The 25,336-nt window shown below is 71.9% G+C and carries 25 protein-coding genes; 14 read left to right on the top strand and 11 right to left on the bottom strand.

Annotated features, from left to right (window positions below; genetic code table 11):
- Positions 1-303 precede the first annotated feature (303 nt).
- The 4 genes from IEZ08_RS05235 to IEZ08_RS05220 all read left to right on the top strand — a co-directional run bounded on the left by IEZ08_RS05235 (position 304) and on the right by IEZ08_RS05220 (position 6,234).
- Positions 304-1,281 carry a chorismate mutase gene (locus IEZ08_RS05235; RefSeq protein ID WP_084779931.1) on the top strand — a complete coding sequence of 326 codons (978 nt, stop codon included), beginning with the start codon at positions 304-306 and terminating at the stop codon, positions 1,279-1,281.
- Positions 1,282-1,379: 98 nt separating this feature from the next.
- The gene (dnaE, locus tag IEZ08_RS05230; RefSeq protein ID WP_068922719.1) at positions 1,380-4,901 is read left to right on the top strand and encodes a DNA polymerase III subunit alpha; all 3,522 of its coding nucleotides are present in this window, start codon (positions 1,380-1,382) and stop codon (positions 4,899-4,901) included.
- Positions 4,902-5,222: 321 nt separating this feature from the next.
- A complete protein-coding gene (locus tag IEZ08_RS05225) occupies positions 5,223-5,768 on the top strand; it encodes a dihydrofolate reductase family protein (RefSeq protein WP_068922720.1) in 546 nt (181 codons plus the stop codon).
- Positions 5,769-5,784: 16 nt separating this feature from the next.
- Positions 5,785-6,234: an aminoglycoside adenylyltransferase domain-containing protein gene (locus IEZ08_RS05220; RefSeq protein ID WP_229802932.1), complete on the top strand. Its 450-nt coding sequence runs from the start codon at positions 5,785-5,787 to the stop codon at positions 6,232-6,234.
- Positions 6,235-6,257: 23 nt separating this feature from the next.
- Here IEZ08_RS05220 and IEZ08_RS05215 read toward each other — a convergent pair whose 3' ends face one another.
- Both IEZ08_RS05215 and murA read right to left on the bottom strand, forming a co-directional pair.
- Positions 6,258-8,480: a transglycosylase domain-containing protein gene (locus tag IEZ08_RS05215; RefSeq protein WP_189241771.1), complete on the bottom strand. Its 2,223-nt coding sequence runs from the start codon at positions 8,478-8,480 to the stop codon at positions 6,258-6,260.
- A 52-nt stretch (positions 8,481-8,532) separates the two neighbouring features.
- Complete coding sequence (murA, locus tag IEZ08_RS05210; protein ID WP_189241770.1) at positions 8,533-9,849, bottom strand: UDP-N-acetylglucosamine 1-carboxyvinyltransferase; 1,317 nt, start codon at positions 9,847-9,849, stop codon at positions 8,533-8,535.
- Positions 9,850-9,949: 100 nt separating this feature from the next.
- Between murA and IEZ08_RS05205 the strand changes: the two genes are divergently transcribed.
- Positions 9,950-10,498, top strand: coding sequence for a hypothetical protein (locus tag IEZ08_RS05205; protein WP_189241769.1), 549 nt, complete (start codon positions 9,950-9,952; stop codon positions 10,496-10,498).
- 56 nt (positions 10,499-10,554) lie between these two features.
- Here the strand turns inward: IEZ08_RS05205 and IEZ08_RS05200 are convergent, their stop codons facing one another.
- Together IEZ08_RS05200 and ybaK are read right to left on the bottom strand one after the other, a co-directional pair.
- Positions 10,555-11,949 (bottom strand): amidase, encoded by a 1,395-nt coding sequence (locus IEZ08_RS05200; RefSeq protein ID WP_068922724.1) that lies wholly within the window; start codon positions 11,947-11,949, stop codon positions 10,555-10,557.
- A 123-nt stretch (positions 11,950-12,072) separates the two neighbouring features.
- The gene (gene ybaK, locus IEZ08_RS05195; protein ID WP_068922725.1) at positions 12,073-12,591 is read right to left on the bottom strand and encodes a Cys-tRNA(Pro) deacylase; all 519 of its coding nucleotides are present in this window, start codon (positions 12,589-12,591) and stop codon (positions 12,073-12,075) included.
- A gap of 143 nt (positions 12,592-12,734) precedes the next feature.
- Here ybaK and hisD point away from each other — a divergent pair, with 143 nt between their 5' ends.
- Genes hisD through hisF form a run of 9 tightly spaced genes read left to right on the top strand, consistent with a single transcriptional unit; the run spans position 12,735 to position 18,910 of the window.
- Positions 12,735-14,069, top strand: a complete 1,335-nt coding sequence (gene hisD / locus IEZ08_RS05190; protein ID WP_068922726.1) for a histidinol dehydrogenase — start codon at positions 12,735-12,737, stop codon at positions 14,067-14,069.
- A complete protein-coding gene (locus IEZ08_RS05185) occupies positions 14,066-15,136 on the top strand; it encodes a histidinol-phosphate transaminase (RefSeq protein ID WP_068922727.1) in 1,071 nt (356 codons plus the stop codon). The genes hisD and IEZ08_RS05185 overlap by 4 nt, the downstream gene beginning before the upstream one ends.
- A complete protein-coding gene (gene hisB / locus IEZ08_RS05180; protein ID WP_189241768.1) occupies positions 15,136-15,777 on the top strand; it encodes an imidazoleglycerol-phosphate dehydratase HisB in 642 nt (213 codons plus the stop codon). The genes IEZ08_RS05185 and hisB overlap by 1 nt, the downstream gene beginning before the upstream one ends.
- Before the next feature lie 27 nt (positions 15,778-15,804).
- On the top strand, positions 15,805-15,960 hold the full coding sequence (locus tag IEZ08_RS05175; protein ID WP_176728446.1) for a CG2302 family histidine operon protein: 156 nt from the start codon (positions 15,805-15,807) through the stop codon (positions 15,958-15,960).
- Entirely contained in the window at positions 15,957-16,592 is a 636-nt protein-coding gene (gene hisH, locus IEZ08_RS05170; protein WP_068928635.1) for an imidazole glycerol phosphate synthase subunit HisH, read from the top strand. Before IEZ08_RS05175 ends, hisH begins: the two co-directional genes overlap by 4 nt.
- A gap of 39 nt (positions 16,593-16,631) precedes the next feature.
- Positions 16,632-16,973, top strand: a complete 342-nt coding sequence (locus tag IEZ08_RS05165) for a hypothetical protein (RefSeq protein WP_068922729.1) — start codon at positions 16,632-16,634, stop codon at positions 16,971-16,973.
- A 4-nt stretch (positions 16,974-16,977) separates the two neighbouring features.
- On the top strand, positions 16,978-17,697 hold the full coding sequence (gene priA, locus IEZ08_RS05160) for a bifunctional 1-(5-phosphoribosyl)-5-((5-phosphoribosylamino)methylideneamino)imidazole-4-carboxamide isomerase/phosphoribosylanthranilate isomerase PriA (protein WP_068922730.1): 720 nt from the start codon (positions 16,978-16,980) through the stop codon (positions 17,695-17,697).
- A 24-nt stretch (positions 17,698-17,721) separates the two neighbouring features.
- Positions 17,722-18,129, top strand: coding sequence for a RidA family protein (locus IEZ08_RS05155; RefSeq protein WP_068922731.1), 408 nt, complete (start codon positions 17,722-17,724; stop codon positions 18,127-18,129).
- A 10-nt stretch (positions 18,130-18,139) separates the two neighbouring features.
- A complete protein-coding gene (gene hisF / locus IEZ08_RS05150) occupies positions 18,140-18,910 on the top strand; it encodes an imidazole glycerol phosphate synthase subunit HisF (protein ID WP_068922732.1) in 771 nt (256 codons plus the stop codon).
- Positions 18,911-18,952: 42 nt separating this feature from the next.
- Here hisF and IEZ08_RS05145 read toward each other — a convergent pair whose 3' ends face one another.
- From IEZ08_RS05145 to IEZ08_RS05120, 7 genes are all read right to left on the bottom strand, one after another.
- Complete coding sequence (locus IEZ08_RS05145; RefSeq protein WP_189241767.1) at positions 18,953-20,845, bottom strand: FtsX-like permease family protein; 1,893 nt, start codon at positions 20,843-20,845, stop codon at positions 18,953-18,955.
- A 5-nt stretch (positions 20,846-20,850) separates the two neighbouring features.
- Positions 20,851-21,633, bottom strand: a complete 783-nt coding sequence (locus IEZ08_RS05140) for an ABC transporter ATP-binding protein (RefSeq protein ID WP_068922734.1) — start codon at positions 21,631-21,633, stop codon at positions 20,851-20,853.
- Complete coding sequence (locus tag IEZ08_RS05135) at positions 21,594-22,121, bottom strand: PadR family transcriptional regulator (protein WP_189241766.1); 528 nt, start codon at positions 22,119-22,121, stop codon at positions 21,594-21,596. The genes IEZ08_RS05140 and IEZ08_RS05135 overlap by 40 nt, the downstream gene beginning before the upstream one ends.
- 142 nt (positions 22,122-22,263) lie before the next feature.
- Positions 22,264-23,367, bottom strand: coding sequence for an SGNH/GDSL hydrolase family protein (locus IEZ08_RS05130; RefSeq protein ID WP_189241765.1), 1,104 nt, complete (start codon positions 23,365-23,367; stop codon positions 22,264-22,266).
- Positions 23,368-23,904: 537 nt separating this feature from the next.
- On the bottom strand, positions 23,905-24,087 hold the full coding sequence (locus IEZ08_RS05125; RefSeq protein ID WP_068922737.1) for a hypothetical protein: 183 nt from the start codon (positions 24,085-24,087) through the stop codon (positions 23,905-23,907).
- A 133-nt stretch (positions 24,088-24,220) separates the two neighbouring features.
- Positions 24,221-24,352 (bottom strand): hypothetical protein, encoded by a 132-nt coding sequence (locus IEZ08_RS40185; protein WP_268249315.1) that lies wholly within the window; start codon positions 24,350-24,352, stop codon positions 24,221-24,223.
- On the bottom strand, positions 24,349-25,332 hold the full coding sequence (locus IEZ08_RS05120; protein WP_189241764.1) for a hypothetical protein: 984 nt from the start codon (positions 25,330-25,332) through the stop codon (positions 24,349-24,351). The genes IEZ08_RS40185 and IEZ08_RS05120 overlap by 4 nt, the downstream gene beginning before the upstream one ends.
- Positions 25,333-25,336: the final 4 nt, after the last annotated feature.

The following is a 25,336-nucleotide window of genomic DNA, read 5'->3' as shown; positions in this document are numbered from 1 at the left end:
GTCACGGCACCGTATCCCGGTCAGGCCGCGCGACCTCGCGAAGATCGTCCGGCGCCCGCCGGAGCCGTCCGTCATCTGAGACGCCTGTCCGTCAGGTGGCGTACGGCGCGGTCATGGCCTATGGTTGGCCGCATGAACCGCTATTTCACGTTTACCGAGCCGGCTCCGGAGGGCCGGTCGTGAGCGCGTGACCTAGCGACCATCCGGAGCCGGCAAGGCAGAGACACCCACGTCTCTGCCTTTTTTGTTTCTTACGATTCGCCGGTTCGTGGGACGCGCGCCGGCTGAGCATCGGGAGCCGATATGTCGTTGACCGCACGTGCGGAGCGCGGAGCCGTGCACCTGGGGACGCTCGCGGTGGGCGCCGCGGGCCCGGCCGTGGTGATCGGCGGCACGGGTGCGGACGCGCGCTGGATCAGCCTGCGCGACCATCACGGGCGGCTTCCCGCGGCCGGCGCCGTGGCCGGGGTCCGCGCGGAGTGGGCCGGGCCGATCCTGGTGGAACCGTTCTCCTCCGCGGACCTGCCGGAGCTCGCGGCCGCCGGGGCGGACGGCGTGGTGGTCGGGGCCGCCTGGATGCAGGACTTCCAGCTGGTCCGCGCGGTCGCCCGGCTCGGCCTGCCGGTGGTGGTCCAGCGAGGCCCCGCGGCGACGCTGGAGGAGTGGCTCGCCATCGCCGACTACTGCGTGGCGGAGGGCAACGACCAGGTCGTGCTCTGCGAGACCGGCAGCCGTGTGCGCGCGGGCTCCGGCAGCCCCGGGGGTCCCGGAGGCTCCGGGGAGGAGCCCGGGACGATCCTCGACCTGGCCCTGATGCGCGCCGCCGGGGAGAGGTCCGGCCGCCCCGTCCTCGCGAGCCTGGGCGACGACCCCGCGCTGGCCGCGGCCGCGGTCGCCGCCGGCGCCGACGGCCTGCTCCTGGCCCCGCACGCCGCTCCGGAGACCGTCGCCGCCGCCCGGGAGGCGGTGAAGGTCGTCGGCGCGGTCACCCGCCGCGAGGACCCCGGCTCCGTGCTCGCCGCGCGCGGCGCCATCGACCGCGTCGACGCCGCCCTGGCGGTCCTGCTGGAGCGCCGCGTCGAGCTGGCCGGGACCATCCAGCGGCTGAAGCCGGTCGGCGGCTTCGCCGGCCGCGACGTCGACCGCGAGCGCCGCCTGGTCGCCGAGATGGCCCGCCGCGCGCCCACCCTGGGCGAGGCCGGACTGGCGCCGATCATGAACGCCGTCATCGAGGCGGGACTGCGCCTGGCGGAGGGGCGCCGGGCGGCCCGCCGGGATTAGGCCCGCCCGGATCGGATCCCGCGGCGCGTTCCCCCGGGGGCGGGGAAACGCGCGTAAGCTTCCCTCGCCGGAGCGCGACAAGGGGAGGACGAGGCCGCATGTCAGACTCGTTTGTACATCTTCACGTTCACACCGAGTACTCCATGCTCGACGGGGCCGCTCGGCTGAAGCAGATGTTCAAACAGGTCGGCGACCTGGGCATGCCCGCCATCGCGATCACCGACCACGGCAACATGCACGGCGCCTACGACTTCTACAAGCAGGCCACCGGCGCCGGCATCAAGCCGATCATCGGTATCGAGGCCTACGTCGCCCCGGCCTCCCGGCACCAGAAGAAGCCGGTGCTGTGGGGTGAGCCGCACCAGAAGAAGGACGACGTCTCGGCGGGTGGTTACTACACCCACATGACGATCTGGGCGCGCAACGAGCGCGGCCTGAAGAACCTCATGAAGCTCAGCTCCCGCGCCTACACCGAGGGCTTCGTCCGCAAGTGGGCCCGGATGGACGCGGAGATCCTGGCCGAGCACGCCGAGGGCCTGATGGCCACCACGGGCTGCCCGTCGGGCGAGGTCCAGACCCGCCTGCGCCTGGGCCAGTACGACGAGGCGCTCGCCGCGGCCGCGAAGTTCCAGGAGATCTTCGGCAGGGAGCACTACTACCTGGAGATCATGGATCACGGCCTCGACATCGAGCGCCGGGTCCGCGACGGGCTGACCCGCATCTCCAGAGAGCTGAACATCCCGCCGCTGGTCACCAACGACTCCCACTACACCTACGAGTCCGACGCCGCCTCGCACGACGCGCTGCTGTGCATCCAGACCGGCAAGCAGCTGTCCGACCCCGACCGGTTCCGCTTCGACGGCAGCGGCTACTACATCAAGACCGCCGACGAGATGCGGGCGATCGACTCCTCCGACCTGTGGGCCGAGGGCTGCCGCAACACGCTCCTGGTCGCCGAGAAGGTCGAGCCGGAGGGCATGTTCGGGTTCAAGAACCTGATGCCGACCTTCCCGGTCCCCGACGGCATGACGGAGGAGGAGTTCTTCCGCCGGCAGGTCTGGGAGGGCATGGACCGCCGTTTCCCGGACGGCTACGACGAGGAGCACCGCGCCTGGGCCGAGAAGGAGCTCGGCGTCATCATCCAGATGGGCTTCCCGTCCTACTTCCTCGTGGTCGCCGACTTCATCATGTGGGCCAAGCGCAACGGCATCCGGGTGGGCCCGGGCCGAGGCTCGGCGGCGGGCTCGCTGGTGGCCTACGCGCTCGGCATCACCGACCTCGACCCGATCCCGCACGGCCTGATCTTCGAGCGCTTCCTCAACCCCGAGCGCGTCTCCATGCCCGACGTCGACATCGACTTCGACGAGCGCCGGCGCGGCGACGTGATCCGCTACGTGACGGAGAAGTGGGGCGCCGACAAGGTCGCGATGATCGCCACCTTCGGCACCATCAAGGCGAAGGCGGCGATCAAGGACGCCGCCCGCGTCCTCGGCTACCCCTACGCCCTCGGCGACAAGGTCTCCAAGGCGTTCCCGCCCGCGGTGATGGGCAAGGACATCCCGCTGTCGGGCATCTTCGACAAGGACCACCCCCGTTACAACGAGGCCGGCGAGCTGCGCAGGCTGTACGAGGAGGACGTCGACGTCAAGGCGGCCGTCGACCTCGGCAGGGGTCTGGAGGGCCTGATCCGGCAGACCGGCGTGCACGCCGCCGGCGTCATCATGTCGTCGGAGGTGCTGACCGACTACATCCCGATCATGCGCCGCGACTCCGACGGCGCGATCATCACGCAGTTCGACTACCCGACCTGCGAGACGCTCGGCCTGCTGAAGATGGACTTCCTGGGCCTGCGCAACCTCACGATCATCGACGACTGCCTGAAGGCCATCGAGGCCAACACCGGCGACAAGATCGAGCTGCTCGACCTGCCGCTGGACGACGTCAGGACGTACGAGCTGCTGGCCCGGGGCGACACGCTCGGCATCTTCCAGCTGGACGGCGGCGGCATGCGCTCGCTGCTGCGCCTGATGCGCCCCGACAACTTCGAGGACATCTCCGCGGCGCTCGCGCTCTACCGTCCCGGTCCGATGGGAGCCAACTCCCACACCAACTACGCGATGCGCAAGAACGGCCAGCAGGAGATCACCCCGATCCATCCCGAGCTGGAAGAGCCGCTCAAGGAGATCCTCGACACGACCTACGGCCTGATCGTCTATCAGGAGCAGGTCATGGCCATCGCCCAGAAGGTCGCCAACTACTCCCTGGGCGGCGCCGACCTGCTCCGCCGGGCGATGGGCAAGAAGAAGAAGGCCGAGCTGGACAAGCAGTTCGAGACCTTCGAGCAGGGCATGAAGGACAACGGCTTCTCCGCGGCGGCGATCAAGGCCCTGTGGGACATCCTGCTGCCGTTCTCCGACTACGCCTTCAACAAGGCCCACACCGCCGGTTACGGCCTGGTCTCCTACTGGACCGCCTACCTCAAGGCCAACTACCCGGCCGAGTACATGGCGGCGCTGCTCACCTCCGTCAAGGACGACAAGGACAAGTCGGCGCTCTACCTCAACGAGTGCCGCCGCATGGGCATCAAGGTCCTCCCGCCGGACGTCAACGACTCCGACTTCGACTTCACCCCGCGCGGCAGCGACGTGCGCTTCGGCCTGTCGGCGATCCGCAACGTCGGCGGCAACGTCGTCGACGGGATCATCTCCGCGCGCAAGGAGAAGGGGCGCTTCACCGACTTCAAGGACTTCCTGCGCAAGGTCCCCGCGATCGTCTGCAACAAGCGCGTCATCGAGTCCCTGATCAAGGCCGGCGCCTTCGACTCCATGGGCCACGTCCGCAAGGGCCTGGTGATGGTCCACGAGCAGGCCGTCGACGCGATCATCGACATCAAGAAGAACGAGGCGATCGGCCAGGACTCGCTGTTCGGCGCCGTCGAGGGCGTCGAGGACCAGACCTTCGACGTGCAGATCCCGCCGGGGGAGTGGGACAAGACCACGCTGCTGGCCTTCGAGCGGGAGATGCTCGGCCTGTACGTCTCCGACCACCCGCTCTTCGGCGTCGAGCACATCCTCGCCGCGGGCGCCGACTGCTCGGTGGCCGCGCTGCAGGACGAGAGCCGCCCCGACGGCCAGGTCATCACCGTCGGCGGCATCCTCTCGGGCGTCCAGCGCAAGGTCACCAAGAAGGGCGACACCTGGGTTCTCACCATGCTGGAGGACCTGGAGGGCGCCATCGAGGTGATGATCTTCCCCTCGGCGTACCAGCTCTGCTCGACGGTCATCGCCGAGGACGCCATCGTCTTCGTCAAGGGCCGCCTGGACAAACGCGAGGACGTCGGAAAGATCATCGCCATGGAGGTGACGGTCCCCGACCTCACCACCGAGGCGGGCGGGCCGCTCCTGGTGAGCATGCCGCTGAACCGCTGCACGCCCCCGGTGGTCGGCCGGCTCAAGGAGGTCCTGACCACCCATCCCGGCACGACCGAGGTCCGCCTCCAGATCCACAACGGCCCGAAGACCACCGTCATGCGTCTGGACGACCGTCTGCGCGTCTCTCCCTCCCCGGCCCTGATGGGCGACCTCAAGCAACTCCTGGGCCCCGCCTGCCTGGGAGCCTGACCCCGTCCCGCCGTACCGGCTCGGATCGCGCCGGTACGGCGCGCACCCAGGCCAAGGAGCCGGCGCCGGTACGGCGAGACGCGGGACGGTGATGATCGGCGCCGCCGCTACGGCGCCGGGCCCGCGGCACGGGGACGCGGTTTCAGGGGGAGCGGGTGACCTCGATACGGAACACGTGGACCTCGGCGCGGGAAATGTCGTGGCGGGACGCTAGCTTCGAGGTGTGCAGGGTCGGACGGCCTCCGCCGGTGAGTCCATCGATCCGCGCCGTGGGACTTGAGTCACCCCTCGTGATCTTCGAGGGGGGAGGGGAGCAGGGCAATGGGAAAGATCGTCTCGAACTTCTTCATCTCGCTGGACGGCGTGGTCGAGTCACCGGACCAGTGGCACTTCCCGTACTTCAACGACGAGATGGGCGCCGTGGTCGAGGAGGGCATGCAGGGCGCCGGGGCGTTCCTGATGGGCCGCAAGCTGTACGAGGAGTGGTCGGCGTACTGGACGACGACGGGTCAGGACCAGGACTTCGCCGCCTTCATCAACGACGTCCCCAAATACGTCGTCTCGAACACCCTGGAGAAGGCGGAGTGGAACAACACCACCGTCGTCTCCGGTGACGTCGCGGCCCGGCTGCGCGAGGTCAAGCAGCAGATCGACGGCGACATCCAGATGTCCGGCTCCGCGACGACCGTGCGCTGGCTGCTGGCCAACGGGCTGCTCGACGAGCTGCGCCTGCTCGTCCACCCGATCGCCGTCGGCCACGGCCGGCGGTTGTTCGAGGACACCCCCACCCACCCGCTGAAGCTGGTGAAGTCCGAAACGTTCCAGACCGGCGTGCTCAACCTGGCCTATGTTCCGGACGCCGGCTGACCGGTGCCCGCGGCGCATGACGCTTCCCGCCCCCGTCGAAGACGTCGTCACCGCCTATCTGCGGGCGATCGACGACGAGGCGGGCGGTCTCGTCGAAGGGCTGGCCGCCCAGAGCGCCTACGGCGCCGTCTGGATCGTCACCGGCGTCACCCGCCTCCACTACACCCTGGCCACAGGTGACATCACTTCCAAGGAGGGGGCCGGCCGCTACGCGCTGCAGACCTTCCCGGCGAGATGGCACCGAGTGCTCGACGAAGCCCTCCGGATCCGCCGCGCGGACCGGGCACGGCCCACACTTCCCAGCATTGCCGCAGGTCTGGCCGAGTTCCTGCCGCCGGCGGGCCGGGAAGGGCGATCCCTGTACCCCTCACCGCGATCCCGCCGTCGCGACGTCCTCGCCTTCGCCGGCACCGTCATCGCCGACGCGCACCGGATCCACTCCGGACAGCGGGGCGAGAGGAGCTGATCGCCGCATCGGTCGCCGCGGGTTCAGCGGTCGGGGTTGCGCCAGGGGCGCTGGCGGGCGGGACCGTCGCCGCGGCCCTGGCGGTTGCCGCGCTGGCGGTTGCCGCGCTCGCGGTCGTCCGCGGAGGGCTTGAGCAGGCCCGGGATGCGGCCGCCGCCGAAGCGGGACATGTCCGGGGCGCGGAAGGGCGTGGCCGGGACGCGGCGCAGGGCGGCGGTCATGGAGGCCACCCAGATCGGGCCGGGCAGGGAGGCGCCCTGGACCCGGCTGTAGTACTCGCCGCCGATCCGCACGTCGCGCAGCGGGTGGCGGTAGGAGCCGCGGATGTCGCCCACGCTGACGGCCGCGGCGAGGGCCGGTGTGTATCCGGCGAACCAGGCCGAGGTGTAGTCGTTGTTGGTCCCGGTCTTGCCCGCGGCCGGGCGGCCGATGTCCTGCCCCCTCATGGTGCCCCTGCTGAACACCCCGCTCAGCACGTGGTTGACCGCGTCGGCGACCTTCGGGTCGAGCGCCTGGCGGCAGGTGGGCGAGACGGGGACGCGGCTGCCGTTCCTGTCGATGATCTTGATGATCGCGACCGGGCTGCAGTACCGGCCGCGGGCGGCGAACGTGGCGTACGCCGCGGCCACCGTCAGCGGGTCCATCTCGTTGATGCCGAGGGTGAAGGTCGGGACCTCGCGCAGCGGCATGCCGTCCGCCCGGGTGATGCCGAGAGCCTTGGCGGTCCTCACCACCGGGCACAGGCCGACTTTCCGCTCCAGCTTCATGAAGAAGATGTTCACCGAGCTCCACGTGCCGGTGGAGAGGCTGTAGGCGCCGCCGCTCCGCCTGCCGTCGGCGTTGAAGATCTCGGCGTTGGGGTCGTTGACCGGGCGGCCCGCGCAGTCCACGAAGCCCGAGCCGGGGACGTACCGGCCGGGGGTGGCGAAGCCCCGGTTGAACCGCCAGCCCTTCTGCAGCGCGGTGGCCAGGGTGAAGACCTTGAAGGTGGACCCGGCCTGGAAGCCCATCCCGCCGCCGTGCGCCACGTCGGCGGCCAGGTTGAAGGTGGTCCGGGGGCCGTTCTTGCGGTTGCCGTCGTTGCGGCCGTACTTCTTGCTGGCGGCCAGGGCCTGGATCCGGCCGGTGCCCGGTTCGACCATCGCCTCGGCGGCGACCTCGGTGTCCTCCGGGTCGACCCGTGCGGAGATGGCCCGTTCCGCGGCTTTCTGCGCGACCGGGTCCAGGGTGGTGTGCAGCACGATGCCGCCCCGGGCCAGGCGGTGCTCGCGTTCTGCGCGGGTGGGCCCGAAGACGGGGTTGGTCAGCAGCTCCCGGTGGACGTAGACGCAGAAGTAGGGGTGGCGGCTCGCGGCGCAGCCGCCCGGCTCGGGCCTGAGCCTGAGGTTCAGCGGGGCCCGCCGGGCGGCGTCCGCCTCGGCCCGGGTCACGGCCCCGGTCTCGGCCATGCGGTCCAGCACGAGGTTCCGGCGCTGGATGAGCCGCTGACGGTACTCGTCCCCCAGGGAGGGGTCCGTCCCGTACGGCGTGCGCACCGCCCCCGCCAGCGTCGCCGCCTGCGGCAGGGACAACTTCGAGGCCGGGACGGAGAAGAACCGCCGGGCCGCGGCCTCCACCCCGAACGCCCCCGCGCCGAAGTAGGCGATGTTGAGGTAGCGCTCCAGGAGCTCGGCCTTGGAGTACTTGGCCTCCATCGCCAGCGCGTACCGCAACTCGGTGATCTTCCGGCTGAGGTTCGGCGCCTGCGCCCGGGCGCGCTCGGCGTCGGTCTCGGCGTTCTCCACCAGGATGTTCTTCACCAGCTGCTGGGTGAGCGAGGAGCCGCCCTGCCGCACGCTGCCCGCGGTGGTGTTGGTCACCAGCGCCCGCAGCGTCCCCCTGACGTCCAGGCCGCCGTGCTCGTAGAAGCGGGAGTCCTCGATCGCCACGATCGCCTTGCGCATGACCGGCGAGACGTCGTCGAGGTCCACGATCGTCCGGTTCTGGGAGTAGAACTGGGCGAACGGCCTGCCGCGCCGGTCCAGGAGCACGGTCCGCTCCGGCAGGAGGCTCTCACGCGGAGCGGGCGGCAGGTCGGTGAAGACGCCCGAGGCGTTCTTCGCCGCCAGGCCGGCGCCGCCGACCAGCGGCAGCGCGGCCACCGCCGTCAGCAGACCGCCGAGTGTTCCGCAGACCGCCAGGGTCCGCAGGCACGCCGCCGGGCCGCGCTCCGTAGCGTAGTGTCCCGTTTCAGATCGAGCTGTCACGGATAGTAAGGTGCGACCGGGTGATCACCTGTAAACACCCGATTGCGAATCCTTACTCGCCGCCGACCTTCTCTCGACTGATCTTCAGGCCGAGCGAGGCGAACTGCTTGAACGGCCGGTGGTAGCCCCGCTCGATGTGGTGCACTCCGCGGAGCGTGGAGGTGCCCTCCGCGGCCGCGGCGGCGAGCACGGCGGAGAAGCCGGCCCGGATGTCGGGCAGCGTCACGTCGGCGCCGCGGAGTTTGGACACGCCCCGCACCACCGCCGAGTGCTTGGCGTTGGTGTCGTGGTAGCGGCAGGCGGGGCCGCCGAGGCAGACGTCGAAGACCTCGATCTCGCAGCCCATCTTCTGCAGCGCGGGCACGTAGACCAGCCGGTTCTCGAACACCGTCTCGTGCAGCACCGACATGCCCTGGGCCTGCGTGAACAGCACCATCAGCGGCGTCTGCCAGTCGGTCATGAACCCGGGGTGCGTGTCGGTCTGCACCGCCGCCGCGCGCAGCCCGTCGGGGGCCGAGGCCGACAGGTAGTCGTCGGTGATGTCCAGCCGGGCGCCCATCCGGGCGAGCGTGGTGATGGCGGTGACCAGGCGGTCCTGGGGGCAGCCGTGCACCCGTACCTCGCCGCGGGTGATCAGGCCGGCCGCGAGGTAGGAGAACGCCTCGATCCGGTCGCCGTTCAGCCAGGTGGAGGCGCCGTGCAGCCGCTCCACGCCCTCGATCACGATGCGCCGGTCGGGGCTGAGCTCGATGAGCGCCCCCATGCGCTGCAGGAACAGGGCGAGCTCCACTACCTCGGGCTCCATGGCCGCGCCCTTGAGCACGGTCTTGCCCTCGGCCAGGACCGCCGACATCAGGATGGTCTCGGTGGCGCCCACGCTCGGGTAGGGGAGTTCGAGCCGGGTGCCGCGCAGCCGCTTGGCCTTGGCGTAGATGCCGGTGTCGCTGACCTCGACCTCCGCGCCCATCGAGCGCAGCGCCTCGACGTGGAAGTCGACCGGCCGCCGCCCGATCGGATCGCCGCCGACCAGCGGCACGAACGCCTCGCCCGCCAGGTGCAGCAGCGGGCCGAGCATCAGGATGGGGATGCGGTTGAGGCCGGTGAACGCGGCGGGCACGTGCGGATTGATCTCCGGCCCCCGCTCGATGACGATCTCGCGCGGAGTGATCTCCACGTTGATGCCGAGCGCGCGCAGCATCTGCGCGGTGATGCCGACCTCTCCCACGTCGGGAGCGTTGTGGATCACGCTCTCGCCGACCCCCAGCATGGCGGCGACCATGTGCTTGGAGACACCGTTCTTGGACCCGCGGACCTCGACGTCGCCGCGGAGGGGGCCGGAGGGCTCGATCAGCCATACCTCTTCATTCACCCCGACAGCGTAACGGGATTCGATCGATGCCTTCGATATGGCAAAAACCGGGGAGCGGGTACCATCGGGCCGGTCTACGTGGAATGAGGGGAGAACCACAGTGCGGTATACGCGCGATTTCGCCGTGGCCGTGCTCGTGCTCAGCCTCCTCGGGGTCGTCGCCGGCGCGTTGTGGTCGCTGCTCGCGCCCCGCCCGCCGTACGTCGTGACGCAGGAGGGCGCGGTCCTCGCCGACCCCTCCACCCAGGCGCTCATCGCCGCCGACGGCTGGTTCGCCGTCGTCACCGGCGCGTTCGGGCTGGTCTGCGGCGCCGTGGGCCACGTGTTGTCGCGCAGGGGCCATCCGCCCGCGGTGGTGCTCGGCCTGGCCGCGGGCGGCCTGGTCGCCGCGTACCTGACGATGACGGTCGGCGGGGCGGTGAACTTCGGCGCCAGCGTCGTGGCCGCCTCCGGGCCGGGCGCGCCGCTGGTCCCGGGGCCGCTGGAGCTGACCGCGCCCGGCGTGATCGTCGCCTGGCCGATGCTCGCCGCAGGCGTCTTCTTCACGCTGGAGGCCGTCGCGGGATATCGCGAGTCGCCGCTGCGCCGCCCCCTGGCCGGGCAGGACCCCTACGGGCCGCTGTCGACCTACGACATCGGCGGGAAGTAGACCGGAGGCGGGGGCCGGACCGGCGGGAAGTCGGGAGCCGGACCCCGGCGCGGGCGTCAGCGCAGGGCGGGCCTGCGGGAGCCGTGACCGGTGGCCCGCTCGAACGCGTGGGCCAGCCGGAGCACCCGCAGGTCGGCGAAGGGGCGCCCGACGATCTGCACGCCGACCGGGAGCCCGCCTCCGGTGAACCCGCACGGCACCGAGGCGGCGGGGGCGTGCAGCACGCTGATCCAGTAGGCCGAGCGCATCCACGCCAGGTAGTCGGGGAGCGGCTCGCCGTTGATCTCCGAGACGTACGGCGCGTCCACCGGGAACGGCGGCACCTGGCTGACCGGAGCGATCAGGAAGTCGTAGGTGTCGAAGAAGACGCTCATCCGCCGGTAGAGGTCGCTGCGGAGCCGTTCGGCGCGGGCCAGGTCGGCCCCGGTCACCGCGCGGCCCCGCTCGACGTTCCACCGGACGTTCTCGCCCAGGTCCTCCTGCGGGAGGTCCCCGTAGGACAGCAGGTAGAACCAGGCCCGGTAGGTGCGGAACGCCTCGTCGGCGCCGGACAGGTCGAGCTCGACCCGCTCGACGCGGGCGCCCAGCCCGGCCAGTACGGCCGGGGCCTCCGCGGTGACCTTCGCCGTCTCGGCGTCGACCGGGAGCCCGCCGAGGTCCGGGCTCCAGGCGATGCGCAGCCCGGTCAGGTCCAGCAGGTCCAGCGGCTCGGTGAAGACCGCGCCACTCTCGGCGATCGACAGGGGCGAGGACTCGTCGAAGCCGGCCACCACGCTCATCAGCAGGGTCAGGTCCTCCACGGTCCTGGCCATCGGGCCCGCCACGCCCAGGGTGAACCAGGCCGCCGTCGGCGACGGCGAGGGCACCCGCCCCGGGGTCGGGCGCAGCCCCACCACGTTGCAGAAGGAGGCGGGGTTGCGCAGCGAGCCGCCCATGTCGGAGCCGTCGGCCAGCGGCACCATCCCGCAGGCCAGCGCCGCGGCGGCCCCGCCGCTGCTGCCGCCCGCCGAGCGCGACAGGTCGTAGGGGTTGCGGGTGGCGCCGAACACCTCGTTCACCGTGTGCGAGCCGGTGCCGAACTCGGGGGTGTTGGTCTTGCCGATCGTGATCGCCCCGGCCTCGCGCATCCGCCGCACGATCAGCGCGTCCCGCTCCGGCACGTGGTCGGCGAACAGGCGCGAGCCGTACGTGGTGCGGATGCCGGCGGTGTCGGTCAGGTCCTTGTAGGCGACCGGCAGCCCGTGCAGGGAACCCCGCCAGACGCCCCTGGCCATGTCGCGGTCGGCGGCTCTCGCCTCGTCCATGGCTCGCTCGGCGACCAGGGTGACGATCGCGTTGACCCGGGGGTTGGCCTCCTCGATGCGGCGCAGGTGGGCGTCGAGCAACTCGACCGCGCTGACCTGCCGGGCGCGCAGCAGTTCCAGCATCTCGACGGCTGTCAGGTAGTGCATGCGTCCTCCCGGTCCGGTCGCGGCGGCGGGCCGGCCACGTGATCGATCCGACTGTGTCCGGCCAGTCTGGCCAGGACGGCGGCCGCCGCGCGTCGGCAACCTTCGACAGATCTACCCGCCGGTCTACCCCGTCTTGCCGATGGGAGCCGTGGTCGCCTGGGTCAGCCGGATCAGCTCGGCCGGCGCGGTCTCGATCTGCAGCCCGCGGCGCCCGGCGGAGAAGTAGATCGTCTCGAACGACAGCGCCGAGTCGTCGACCACGGTCGGCAGCCGCTTGCGCTGTCCCAGCGGGCTGATCCCGCCGACCACGTAGCCGGTGACCCGCTCCACCGCGGCGGCCTCGGCCATCGCGGCCCGCTTGCTCCCCAGCGCCGCCGCGAACGCCTTGAGGTCCAGCTTGCCCGCCACCGGGACCACCGCGACCGCGAGCCCGCCCTCGACCTCGGCCACCAGGGTTTTGAAGATCTGCCCGTACGGCACGCCGAGGGCGTCGGCGGCCTCCTCACCGTAGGCCTGGGCGTTCGCGTCGTGCTCGTAGGGGTGGAGGGTGAAATCCACGCCCGCCCTGGCCAGTGCGACCGTCGCCGGGGTGCCCTGTCCCCCGGAGCCTCTGGCGCCCCTGGTGCCCTTCGACTTGCTCATGACCCGCAGCGTAGAGCATCGGGTGAATCTACAATGTAAAGGCGTTGGCGGAGGACTGGATACCAGACGTGAGAATCCCGGACACGGGCGTCCGGATGGTGGACAGGACGGGAGCCGGGCCCGGGGCTCCGTAGACTGTACGCGTGATTTCCCGTATCGACCTGCGCGGTGCTCTCCCCGAGAACCTGCGCGACGTGCTGCCCCGTGCCGAACTCGACGTCGAAGCCGCCCTGGAGAAGGTCCGGCCGATCTGCGAGGACGTGCATCATCGCGGGGTGGCCGCGATCCGGGAGCTGACCGCCAGGTTCGACGGGGTGGAGATCGCCTCCACCCGGGTGCCCGCCGAGGCGATCGCCCGCGCCCTGCGGGAGCTCGACCCCCGGGTCCGCGCGGCACTGGAGGAGTCCATCCGCCGCGCCCGCCTGGTCCACCGCGACCAGCGCCGGACCGACGTCACCACCCAGGTCGTGCCCGGCGGCACCGTCACCGAGCGCTGGGTCCCCGTCGAGCGTGTGGGGCTCTACGTCCCCGGGGGCCAGGCGGTCTACCCGTCCAGCGTGGTCATGAACGTGGTGCCCGCCCAGGAGGCCGGGGTGGCCTCGCTGGCGGTCACCTCGCCGGCGCAGCGTGAGTTCGGCGGGTTGCCGCACCCGACCATTCTCGCCGCGTGCGCCCTGCTCGGGGTGGACGAGGTCTACTCCGTCGGCGGCGCCCAGGCCGTGGCGATGTTCGCCTACGGCACCGAGGAGTGCGCCCCGGTGACCATGGTCACCGGCCCCGGCAACATCTGGGTCGCCGCGGCCAAGCGCCTGCTCAAGGGGCGCATCGGCATCGACTCCGAGGCCGGGCCCACCGAGATCGCCATCCTCGCCGACTCCACCGCCGACCCGGCGCACGTCGCCGCCGACCTGATCAGCCAGGCCGAGCACGACCAGATCGCCGCCGCCGTCCTGGTCACCGACTCGGCCGAGCTTGCCGAGGCCGTGGAGAAGGAGCTGCCCGGCCAGGTGGCGGCGGCCAGGCACGCCGAGCGCATCGCCGAGGCCCTGTCCGGCCGCCAGTCCGGCATCCTGCTGGTCGACGACATGGAGGCGGGCCTTCGCGTCGTGGACGCCTACGCCGCCGAGCACCTGGAGATCCACACCGCCGACGCGGCCGCGCTGGCCGCCCGGGTCCGCAACGCCGGAGCGATCTTCGTGGGCTCCTACGCGCCGGTCTCCCTCGGCGACTACCTGGCCGGTTCCAACCACGTGCTGCCCACGGGCGGCTGCGCCTGCCACTCCTCCGGGCTGTCGGTGCAGACCTTCCTGCGCGGCATCCACGTCGTCGAGTACACCCGCGAGGCGCTGGCCGGGGCCGCCGCCCACGTGTCCGTCCTCGCCGACGCCGAGGACCTGCCCGCGCACGGCGCCGCGGTCCGCGTCCGGTTCGCCGCGGGTGAGCTGGCCGAGCTCAGTGACTGGGAGAACCCTTCGTGAACCTGGACGACCTGCCGATCCGCGACGACCTGAGGGGGCTGTCGCCGTACGGCGCACCGCAGATCGACGTCCCGGTCCGGCTCAACACCAACGAGAACCCCTACGGTCCCTCCGCCTCCCTGGTCACCGACCTGGCCGAGGCCGTGCGCCACGGCGCCGCCGAGCTCAACCGCTACCCCGACCGCGACGCCCTCGCCCTCCGCGCGGACCTGGCCGACTATCTCGGCCACGGCCTGACGGCGGAGCGGGTGTGGGCGGCCAACGGCTCCAACGAGGTCATCCAGCAGATCCTGCAGGCGTTCGGCGGTCCCGGCCGGTGCGCGATGGGCTTCGAGCCGTCGTACTCGATGCACTCGATCATCGCGGGCGGCACCTCCACCGAGTGGATCCCCGCCCTGCGCGAGGAGGACTTCGGGATCGACCCGGACAAGGCGGTCGCGGCGATCGCCGAGCACCGGCCCGACGTGGTCTTCCTGACCTCGCCCAACAACCCCACCGGCACCGCCCTCGACCCGGCGGTGATCGCCCGGATCGCCGAGGCGGCGCCCGGCATGGTGGTGGTGGACGAGGCCTACTTCGAGTTCGCCCGGACCGGCACGCCGTCGGCGCTCACCCTGCTGCCGGGCAACCCGCGCCTGATCGTCACCCGGACCATGTCGAAGGCGTTCGCCATGGCGGGCACCCGCCTGGGCTACCTCGCCGCGCACCCGGCGGTGGTCGAGGCGCTGCTGCTGGTGCGGCTGCCGTACCACCTGTCCACGCTCACCCAGACGGCGGCGCGCGTGGCGCTCACCCACCGGGAGGAGCTGCTCGGCACCGTCGACATGCTCCGGGACGAGCGGGACGCCACCGTCGCGTGGCTGCGGGACCTGGGACTGAAGGTCGCCGACTCGGACGCCAACTTCGTGCTCTTCGGAACCTTCGCCGACCGGCACGCGGTCTGGGCGGAGCTGCTGGAGCGCGGGGTGCTCATCCGCGAGGTCGGCCCGCCCGGGTGGCTGAGGGTGTCCATCGGAACGGCTGAGGAGATGGCGGCGTTCCGCGCCGTCCTGGAAGGGATCTTGTGATGAGTCTTGCCGGAGGCGAGCAGGGGCGGCGTGCCGGGGGAGAGCCCGGGCGGCGCGTGGGCCGGATCGAGCGCGCCACCAAGGAGACCTCGGTGCTGGTGGAGGTCGACCTCGACGGCACCGGGACCGTCGACGTCTCCACCGGTGTCGGGTTCTACGACCACATGCTGAACCAGCTGGGCAAGCACGGGTTGTTCGACCTGACCGTGAAGACCGAGGGCGACCTGCACATCGACTCGCACCACACGATCGAGGACACGGCGATCGCGCTGGGCGCGGCGTTCCGCGAGGCGCTGGGCGACAAGTCGGGCATCCGGCGGTTCGGCAGCGCGTCCTGCCCGCTGGACGAGGCCCTCGCGCAGGTGACCGTGGACCTGTCCGGCCGGCCGTACCTCGTGCACAGCGAGCCCGGGAACATGGCCCCCATGATCGGCCCGGACTACGATGTGACGCTGACCCGGCACATCCTGGAGTCGTTCGTCGCTCAGGCCGCCATCTGCCTGCACGTGCACGTGCCGTACGGCCGCAACGCCCACCACATCGTGGAGGCGCAGTTCAAGGCGCTGGCCCGGGCGCTGCGCGAGGCGTCCGAGCCCGACCCCAGGGCCACCGGGGTGCCCAGCACCAAGGGCGTGCTGTGAGCGGGCGGCTGTGAGCGGGAGGCTCGCATGAGCGACAACTGGACGGCCATCGCGATGGCCTTCGTCGCCCTCTTCCTGGTGGGCGGCATCATCTCCTTCCTCAAACAGGGGCTGAAGAAGGGGGCGGTCCTGCTGGCCGCCCTCGCGGCCCTGGCGACCACGGCGGCGGTGCTCTGGTGGTGAACAAGAACGTCACGGTCCTGGACTACGGTTCGGGGAACCTGCGCTCGGCCGAGCGCGCCCTGGCCCGGGTCGGCGCGAACGTCACGGTGACCTCCGACTACGAGGCGGCGATGGAGGCCGACGGCCTCGTCGTGCCCGGAGTCGGCGCGTTCGCCGCGTGCATGGGCGGGCTGAGGTCCGTGCACGGCGACCGGATCGTCGCGCGCCGGCTGTCGGCGGGGCGGCCGGTGCTCGGCATCTGCGTGGGCATGCAGATCCTGTTCGAGACCGGTGTCGAGCACGGCGTGACGACCGAGGGCTGCGGCGAGTGGCCCGGCACGGTCGAGCGCCTGGACGCCCCGGTCCTGCCGCACATGGGCTGGAACACGGTCAAGGCGCCCGCCGAGACGGTGCTGTTCGCCGGCCTCGACGCCGACACGCGGTTCTACTTCGTGCACTCCTACGGTGTGCGCTCCTGGGAACTGCAGGCCGGTCCCGGGTTCACCGACCCGCTGGTCACCTGGGCCGAGCACGGGGTGCCGTTCGTCGCGGCGGTGGAGAACGGCCCGCTCATGGCCACCCAGTTCCACCCGGAGAAGTCGGGCGACGCCGGGGCGCAGCTGCTGGCGAACTGGCTGGGGACGCTCGGATGAGCGCCCGACGGTCGTGACCGCCCCTGTGAGCACCGTTCCATGAGCAAGGAACGGGCCCGGCGACGGGCCGAGCGGGAGGCCGAGCAGGCCCGCCAGGCCGCCCTGCGCGCCGAGCGGGAGGCCCGGCTCGCCCGGCGGCGGGAGCGCCGGGGCAGGGTCGCGGCGCTCCTGCCGGGCAGGCCGGTCCGGATCGCCACGCAGCGCGGCATCAAGGCCCGCCGCCGCCGCGCGCAGAACGGCGTCGTGGTGGTGCTGTTCCTCATCGTCCAGACGATCGCCTGGATCCTGTGGCCGGAGTGGCCGGCCAGGCTGGGCGTCTTCGTCGTTTCCCTACTGCTCGTCCCGGTGGCCGTCACCGTGGCATTCGACCGGAGGTCTTGATCACATGTCGCTAGAGCTGCTGCCCGCCGTGGATGTCGCGGGCGGTCAGGCGGTCCGCCTGGTCCAGGGCGAGGCCGGGACCGAGACGTCCTACGGCGACCCGCTCTCGGCCGCGCTGGCCTGGCAGGAGGCCGGGGCCGAATGGATCCACCTGGTGGACCTGGACGCCGCCTTCGGGCGCGGCTCGAACCGGGAGCTGCTGGCCTCCGTGGTGAAGTCCCTGGACATCAAGGTCGAGATGTCCGGCGGCATCCGCGACGACGCCTCGCTGGAGGCCGCGCTGGCCACCGGCTGCCGCCGGGTCAACATCGGCACCGCGGCCCTGGAGAACCCGGCCTGGTGCTCGAAGATCATCTCTGAGTACGGCGACCGCATCGCGATCGGCCTGGACGTGCGCGGGACCACCCTCGCGGCCCGCGGCTGGACCCAGGAGGGCGGCGACCTGTGGGAGGTGCTGGAGCGCCTGGAGGCCGACGGCTGCCCCCGCTACGTCGTCACCGACGTCACCAAGGACGGCACCCTGCGCGGGCCCAACCTCGACCTGCTGCGCGAGGTCTGCGCCCGTACCGACAAGCCCGTGGTCGCCAGCGGAGGCGTTTCCTCTCTGGACGACCTGCGCGCCCTCGCTTCCCTGGTGCCGATCGGCATCGAAGGTGCCATCGTGGGCAAGGCCCTGTACGCCCAGGCCTTCACCCTCGAGGAGGCCCTGGCTGCGGTTTCCTGACCTACTGGCGAGTAAGGAGACAGGGTGGCTCACCGGACGGGTTCCAGGGTTTTCAGCGGGGGCTTGTGGGAGGAACGGTACGGATACGCCCGGGCGGTGGTGGCCGGTCCATGGGTGCTCGTCTCGGGCTGTACCGCCGCCGTCGACGGTGAGGTGCTCCACATAGGGGACGCCTACAAACAGACGCTCACCGCGTTCGGCGTCGCGCTGGACGCGGTGGTGCAGGCGGGCCTGGCCCGCCACGACGTCGTCCGGATCCGCTACTACGTGGTGGACGACGAGCACTACGACAAGGTCGGCCGGGCCCACGCGGAGCTGTTCGGCCAGATCCGCCCCGCCTGCACCGGTGTGCGGGTGGCGGGTCTGATCGATCCGCGCATGCTGGTCGAGGTCGAGGTCGAGGCCTACAGAGAGCAGGCCCGCAGAGAATGAGGAACGGCACGTGACTGTCGCGGTACGAGTGATCCCCTGCCTGGACGTGGACGCCGGGCGGGTGGTCAAGGGCGTCAACTTCGAGAACCTGCGCGACGCGGGTGACCCGGTCGAGCTGGCCCGTCGCTACGACGCCGAGGGAGCCGACGAGCTGACGTTCCTCGACATCACGGCCTCCAGTTCCGACCGGTCCACGATGTACGACGTGGTGCGCCGTACGGCCGAGCAGGTGTTCATCCCGCTGACCGTCGGCGGCGGGGTGCGCGCGGTCGAGGACGTGGACCGGCTGCTGCGGGCGGGGGCGGACAAGGTGTCGCTGAACACCGCCGCCATCGCCCGCCCGGAGCTGCTGACCGAGGCGTCCCGGCGCTTCGGCGCGCAGTGCGTCGTGCTCTCGGTGGACGCCCGCCGGGTCGTGGACGGCCCGCCGACCCCCTCGGGGTTCGAGGTGACCACGCACGGCGGCCGGCGCGGCACCGGCATCGACGCGGTGGAGTGGGCCCGCCGGGGCGAGGAGCTGGGCGTGGGCGAGATCCTGCTCAACTCCATGGACGGCGACGGCACCCGTGACGGCTACGATCTGGAGATGATCCGCGCCGTCCGCGCGGCGGTCTCCGTCCCGGTCATCGCCAGCGGCGGCGCCGGGACGCTGGAGCACTTCCCCCCGGCGGTGGAGGCGGGTGCGGACGCGGTCCTGGCGGCCTCGGTGTTCCACTTCGGCCAGCTCAAGATCTCCGATGTCAAGGAGACCCTGCGCACGGCGGGCGTCCCCGTGCGCTGACGTGCTCCGGAGTGCTCCGGCGTGCCCGGCAGCCCGCTCGGATCACGTGAGCCCGGCCCGGAGAGTCTCGGCCACGGGACGGCGGCCGCCGAGACGGGCGGGAACGGCGGTGAGCGCCGCCACCGCGAGCACGGTCGTCAGCACCACGGCGAGCAGCTGCCAGAGCGGGGGGAGCGGCGCCCTGCCGCCGTCGCCGCCGGTGGTCGCGTTGACGGCGGCGAACAGCGCGTAGCCTCCCGGGAAGACGCCCAGGACGGCGCCGGCGAGCGCGGGGAGCACCTGGGCTATCGCCAGTGCCGTGCTCACCTCGCGAGGGGTCGCGCCGAGGGCGCGGGCCAGCGCCGACGAATGCCGGTTGTCGAGCACCGTCGCCCAGGTGATGACGACGGCGTTGACCGCCGCCAGGGAGAGCAGCGTGGCCGTCACGACGAGGAGCGCGCGGCGCAGCACCTCCACCTGGGCGTCGCCGTATCCGCCGGAGAGCGGCTGACCGGCGAGGAAGGCGTTGAGCACCAGCAGGACGTAGATCCCGCTGACCGTGATCGCGATACTGGCCACGCCCAGCACGACCCGGCGCGGCCGGCGGGCGGCGACCCGCAGGGCGAGGAGCAACGGGACGGGCAGCCGCGCCGAGAGCGCGACCAGCCAGCCGACGCGGCGGGGCGGGCGCGCCGAGTCGGCCAGCGCGCCGACGGTGCCGGTACGGGCGGCGCGCACGGCCGGGACGGCGGTCGCGACCACCGCGACCCCGAGCGCCACGGCGGTCACCAGGCCGGCCGTGGGCACGGTGATCGACGGCGTGCCCGTGCCGCCGACGAGGCCGGCGCCGGACTCGGTGAGCAGCGGGGCGGCCAGCGATCCGGCCGCCAGCCCGGCCGCGGCCGCGGCGACGGCCACGAGGACGTACTCCGCGAGCAGCACGGCGGCGACCAGGCCCGGTGTGCCGCCGACCGCCTTCAGGAGCCCGACGCGCCTGGTCTGAGCGGCCATCCGTCCGCCGACCAGCACGGAGAGACTGGCCGTGGCGAGCAGGCCGAGCAGCCAGGCTCCGATCAGCAGCAGAATCTGGGAGTCCCCCGCCAGCTCGGTGGCGTCTTCGAGGATGCTCTGCCAGGACTGCATGGCCACGCCGTGGTTCGCGTCGGAGAACGCCTGGGCTCCGTCCGGGTCGGCCAGCTTCAGGTTCATCACGTACGCCAGGGAGTCCGGATCCGGGGTGAGGTTCCGTACGTCCGTCCGGGTGAGCCAGACCAGTCCGGGGTTGCGCAACAGTCCCGGAGGCGGTTCGGCGCCGGCCTCGCCGCCGGGAACGGCGCCGTTCATGCAGGGGAAGATGCAGGACGCCTTCGGGTAGGGCGGCATGGCGGCGGTGACCGCGACGCCGACGACCTCGAACGACCGGCCGTCCAGGGTGACCGGGTCGCCGACGCGCACATCGAGCGCGCCGGCGAAGGCGGCCTCGAGCACCACGCCGCCATCCCTGACCCAGCCGCCCCGGAGCACCTCGGGCCGGTCGACCGATGCGGGTCCCGCGTCGCGCCCCACGGCCTGCACGTCCGATGTCCGGCCGGACGCCTGGAGTCTCGCCGCGGTGACCGGGTACGGCCCGCTGTGGCCGACGACGCCGGGAGCACCGGCCAGTTCCGCGAGTTCCGTGAGCTCCGTGGACCGCGCGGGCTTCCCGGGGCCGGGGACCCCGGCGGACTCGGCGACCCGGACGGTGCTGGCGACCACGTCGGGTCCGCTGGTCGCCGCCCGGGTGCTCCGGTACGGGTCGCCGGCCGCGTCGCGCAGGACGAGCCCGAGCGTCAGCGTCGTGGTGGCCGTCATGATGGCCAGCAGCAGCAGCGCGGCCTCGGCGCGGCGCCGCCGGAGGTCGCGCACGGCGAGGCGGCCCACGAGCAGGAGGCGCCCGGCAAGCGGGAAGCGGTCCATCGCCCTCAGTCCTCCAACCCGATGAGGGCGCCGAGCCGCCCGGTGGTGCCACCGGTCAACCAGGTCTCGTCCACGAACGCGCCGTCGCGCATCGAGATCATCCGGTCCGCGGTGGCCGCGATCCGCGCGTCGTGGGTGACGATGACCAGCGTCTGCCCGGACCCGTGCAGGCCCTCGAAGAGCTGGAGGACGTCCAGGGTGGCGGCGCTGTCCAGGTTTCCGGTCGGCTCGTCGGCGAGGACGACCGACGGTTCGTTGCTCAGCGCCCGGGCGACCGCGACCCGCTGCCGCTGACCGCCGGACAGCGCCGAGGGCAGGAAGCGTGCCCGGCCGGCCAGTCCGACCCGCTCCAGCAGCTCCTCCGCGCGCCGTCTGGCGGCCCGCGGCGAGCGTCCGGCCAGCAGCGCGGGGAGCTCGACGTTCTCGACGGCGGTGAGCTCCTCCATCAGGTGGAAGGCCTGGAAGACGAAGCCGATGTCGGTGCGCCGCAGCTGGGCCAGGGCCTTCTCGCCGATGTCGTCGATGCGGCGGCCGTTCAGCCGCACCTGCCCGCCGGAGGGCCGGTCCAGCCCCCCGAGCAGGTGCAGCAGCGTGGACTTCCCGCAACCGCTGGGCCCCATGATCGCCACCGTCTCTCCCGCGCCGATGTCGAGATCGACCTCGTCGACGGCGCGGACCAGCCCCTCCTCCTTGCCGTATTCCTTGCGCAACCCTCGGGCGCGGAGCACGGGTATGTCGGCGGCGTCGCTCACGATCCGCTCCTTCGGTGGGTCCAGTTCTTCTCGCATGCCTCAAGCCAGCGCAGGTCCGCCTGGAGCCGGAGCACGATGCCCTCCAGCAGCAGGGCCGCGTCCGAGTGGTCCGGCTCGGCCATGGCGGTGCGCTGGGCGTCCCGCAGCCGGTGCAGCAGCTCGCGGCGCTGGGTGTCGACGATGGTGAGCGGGTCGGCCAGCCCGGCCGCCGCGGCCGCGATCAGCTTGAGATGGAACTCCGCGAGGTCGGGTTTCGGCCAGCTCACCTCGGCGATCCACTCGGCGACCCGCTGCTGGCCGTCAGGGGTGAGCGTGTACACCTTGCGGTCCGACCGCTCGGTGCCGTCGGCGGACCTCTCGACCGCTATCAGGCCGGCCTTCTCCAGCCGGGTCAGCGTGACGTAGACGTGCCCGGCGTTCATCGCGTCACCGAGGGGACCGAGAGCGTCGCGCAGCCGCGTGCGCAGCTGATAGCCGTGCGTGGGCTCCTTGGCCAGCATCGCCAGCACCACTTCCTGCTGCATCGCACCCTCTCTAACCGTTATCCCCTATATCTAACGGTTAGCCCCGGTGTCGTCAAGCCTCCTCCCTAACCGCCCCGGCCCGCGCCGGACGAGGTCCGCCGGCGGACGGCTCGTCGGCCGGCGGCGGGCCAGGGCGAGGTCGCTAGAGGGCGAGGGTTTGCAGGTTCACGGCCTCGGCCATGGCCTGGGCGCCCTTGTCGTTGAGGTGCATGCCGTCGCCGCTGTCCAGGGCGGGGTGGATGCGGTCGGGGGCTTCGGGGTCCTCAACGGCGCGGGCCACGTCGAAGACGGCGTCGAAAGTGTCGGTGGTGCGGATCCAGTCGTTCACCTCGCGCCGGGCGGCCAGGCCCTCGGGAGTGCTGATCCCGGGATAGACGGCGCCCGCGAAGGGGCCGATGGTGGCTGCGAGGATCTTCAGGCCGGCCCCGTGGGCGCGGCGGGCCAGCGCCGTGAAGCCCTCGATGAGGGCGCCGGCGGTGACGGGAGCCTCGCCGGACATGCCGGGGAGGTCGAGGTCGTTGATGCCGAAGTGCACCAGGACGTGGGTCAGGCCGGGGATCGGGAGAACGTCGCGGTCGAAGCGCGCCAGCGCGTGCTCGCCGACCCCGTCCCGGAGGAGGCGGTTTCCGGCGATGCCCTGGTTGACGACCCATCCCCGGCTGAGGCGCCGGTTGAGGAAGTCCACGGAGCGGTTGTTCGCGCCGATCGTGGAGCCGACCCCTTCGAACCAGGAGTCCCCGAACGCCACGGCGACCGCGGTGCCGTCCGGGACGAGCACGTCGACGCCCGAGACGTAGAACCTGGCCTCCACCTGCTCGGCATCGGGGAGTACGGGGGACGCGACGTGGTCGCCGCCGGTCACGTGGGCGAGTTCCGCGGGCTTGTGGGAGTAGGTGGCCAGGCCTGTCTCCTCGGGGAGATAGAGGCTGAGGACCAGGTCGGCGCCGGGAGCGACGGGCAGGTCGGCCGGGTCGCTGACGGCCTCCTCTCCCGGCGGGACGGTGAGCCTCCCGGCGCCGTCGAAGGTGAGGACGGCCTGCCCGTGCTCGGTGGCGACCCTCGCGGCGGCGACGGTCAAAGGGACGCGGCCGTAACGGTTCGTCAGGCGTACGCGGAGGCGTTCCCCGCCGCCGGCCATGCGGAGCACCTGGCGCACCGTCTGATCGGCGAAGCCGCGCGGTTCGGTGAACCGGATCTGCTCGTACGGACTGATCACCGCGGTACGGAAACCGGCTGTCCAGATCATGCTCGTTCCATTCGTCGATACGGGGGTGTGCTGGCGTGGCGTGTGCTCGATGGTCACCCCGCATCACTATGGGCGAGTAACTCTCCAATGGGAAGTAGGCACCTGGAGGTGCCTAGCTCACTCCCGGGTAGGAAGGGGCGGGCGATGCCCGCGAGGACGGCGGCCCAGAGGCGGGCAGGGGCGGGCAGAGGTGAAGGCGGACTGCGACGCCTTCCTGGCGGGATGCCCGAGCCGCCAGTTGCTCGACCGGATCTCCGGTACGTGGGTGGCGCTGATCCTGGCCGCCCTCCCGGTGGAGTCGACCCAGGTGCGGACGCCGGCCGCGCGGGGACGGGCAGCCGGGAGGTCGCCGAACGGCTGGTCGTGTCCGTGCGGACGGTCGCCGGCACCCTCTACCCGGTCTGCGAGAAGGTGGGCGTCGGCGACCGTGCCGAACCGGCCGGGATCCTGAGGATCGCCTGACCTCGCCGTGTGGCGATGGGTGTCCGGGAGCGCCGGGAAAATCAGGTCAGGGGCGGGGCAAACCCCCGCCGACGGTCAGCTCAGTACGTTTGTGACGAAGACGGCCAGCTGATCGGCGCCTCTGACGATTCCGTCGATCACTCCGTCGACCGCACTCGCCGCCTCGGCGGGCTTGGTGAACAGATAGAAGACCACGAACGCCACCGCGAGATAGGTGAGGACCTTCTTGACCTGCATGGGGGCCTCCAGCCGTTCCATTCCCAGCCGTATATACCCGGATTTTAAAGACCTCTGGCATTCTGGGCCCGAGTGGCTCCCGGATCGTGGTGATCATACCTGTCTCCCCCGGGCGAACCGGGGCCGGTTCGGGAGATTGGCATGGTCACCCCTGTCATGGTGCGGTCCGCGGGCGTCCCTGTCCAACCCGGAGTGCAAGATATAGCGGAAAGGCGATCGGGGAGAGCAGGATCGTGAGGACCGGCGCCGCCGCCAGGAAACTGAGCTGGAACAGGAACTCGGTCATCGGGTCTCCGTGACCACGTGTCTGGCGGGTGCCGTTCCGGAGGGCGGGTCGCCGGAGCGGTCCGGGGACGGGACGGCCGCGTCCCGCGGGGGGACACCGGCAGACGAGCGCCGGAACGCCGTCAGCGCGGCGGCCCCCGCGGAGGCCAGCAGCAGGGCCGCCGCCGCCAGCGTGAGGCCGTCGGGACGCAGCAGCGGCTGACCGCGCAGGGCCTGCCAGGTCACCAGGGCCAGCAGGCCCGCGTAGCCGTACGCCGCGACGGACACCAGGCACAGCCGGGCGGCCTGGTCGCCCACACGGCGCAGCGCCAGGGCGAGCAGCGGCAGCGCCTGGATGGCGTGCATGCCCACGAAGTGGGGGATGCGCAGGTCGCCGCCGGTGGTGCTCCAGCCGAGCAGGGTCAGGCCGGGGCCGCCGTCGGGCGCCCCGACGCTGTGCGCGCCGATGAGGGCCCTGGCGGGATCGGCCAGCTGCGCGGCGGTCGGCAGGGTCATCAGGTAGCCCAGGCCGATCCCCGCCGCGGAGATGACCAGCCCGAGGCGGATCGCGCGGGTGCTGACCGGGTCGGCCTGCCGCTCGCGCAGGACCAGGACCGCCGCGACGAGGTTGGCGATCATGAGGATGGCGATGGTGCCCGCCATGGTGAAGTACAGAGCCGAGTCCAGCGCCGTGGAGACGTTGAAGTGGCTGCGCACGCCCCGGGCGGCCTGGGCGGTGATGATGACCGTCTCGGCGGCGCCCGACACCGCCAGCACGGTGCCCAGCCACCACCCCCAGCGCGGTGCCCGGCGGCGCAGCGTCAGCAGCCAGGCCCAGGTGAGGTTGTAGATCGCGAAGGAGACGCTGAACTTCAGCGGTTTGGCCCACAGGGGCATGCCGTCCAGCGTGCGGTCGTCGAGGAGCAATCCGCCCAGGCTGACCGCCGCGAGGGCGGCCATGAGACCGGAGCAGAGGAGCAGGGGGCGGTGCCATCGGGTCACGGTG

Origin of the sequence: Planobispora rosea, from assembly GCF_014648175.1 — a bacterium.
Taxonomy (GTDB): domain Bacteria; phylum Actinomycetota; class Actinomycetes; order Streptosporangiales; family Streptosporangiaceae; genus Planobispora; species Planobispora rosea.
This window is presented reverse-complemented; position numbering and strand designations above follow the sequence as displayed.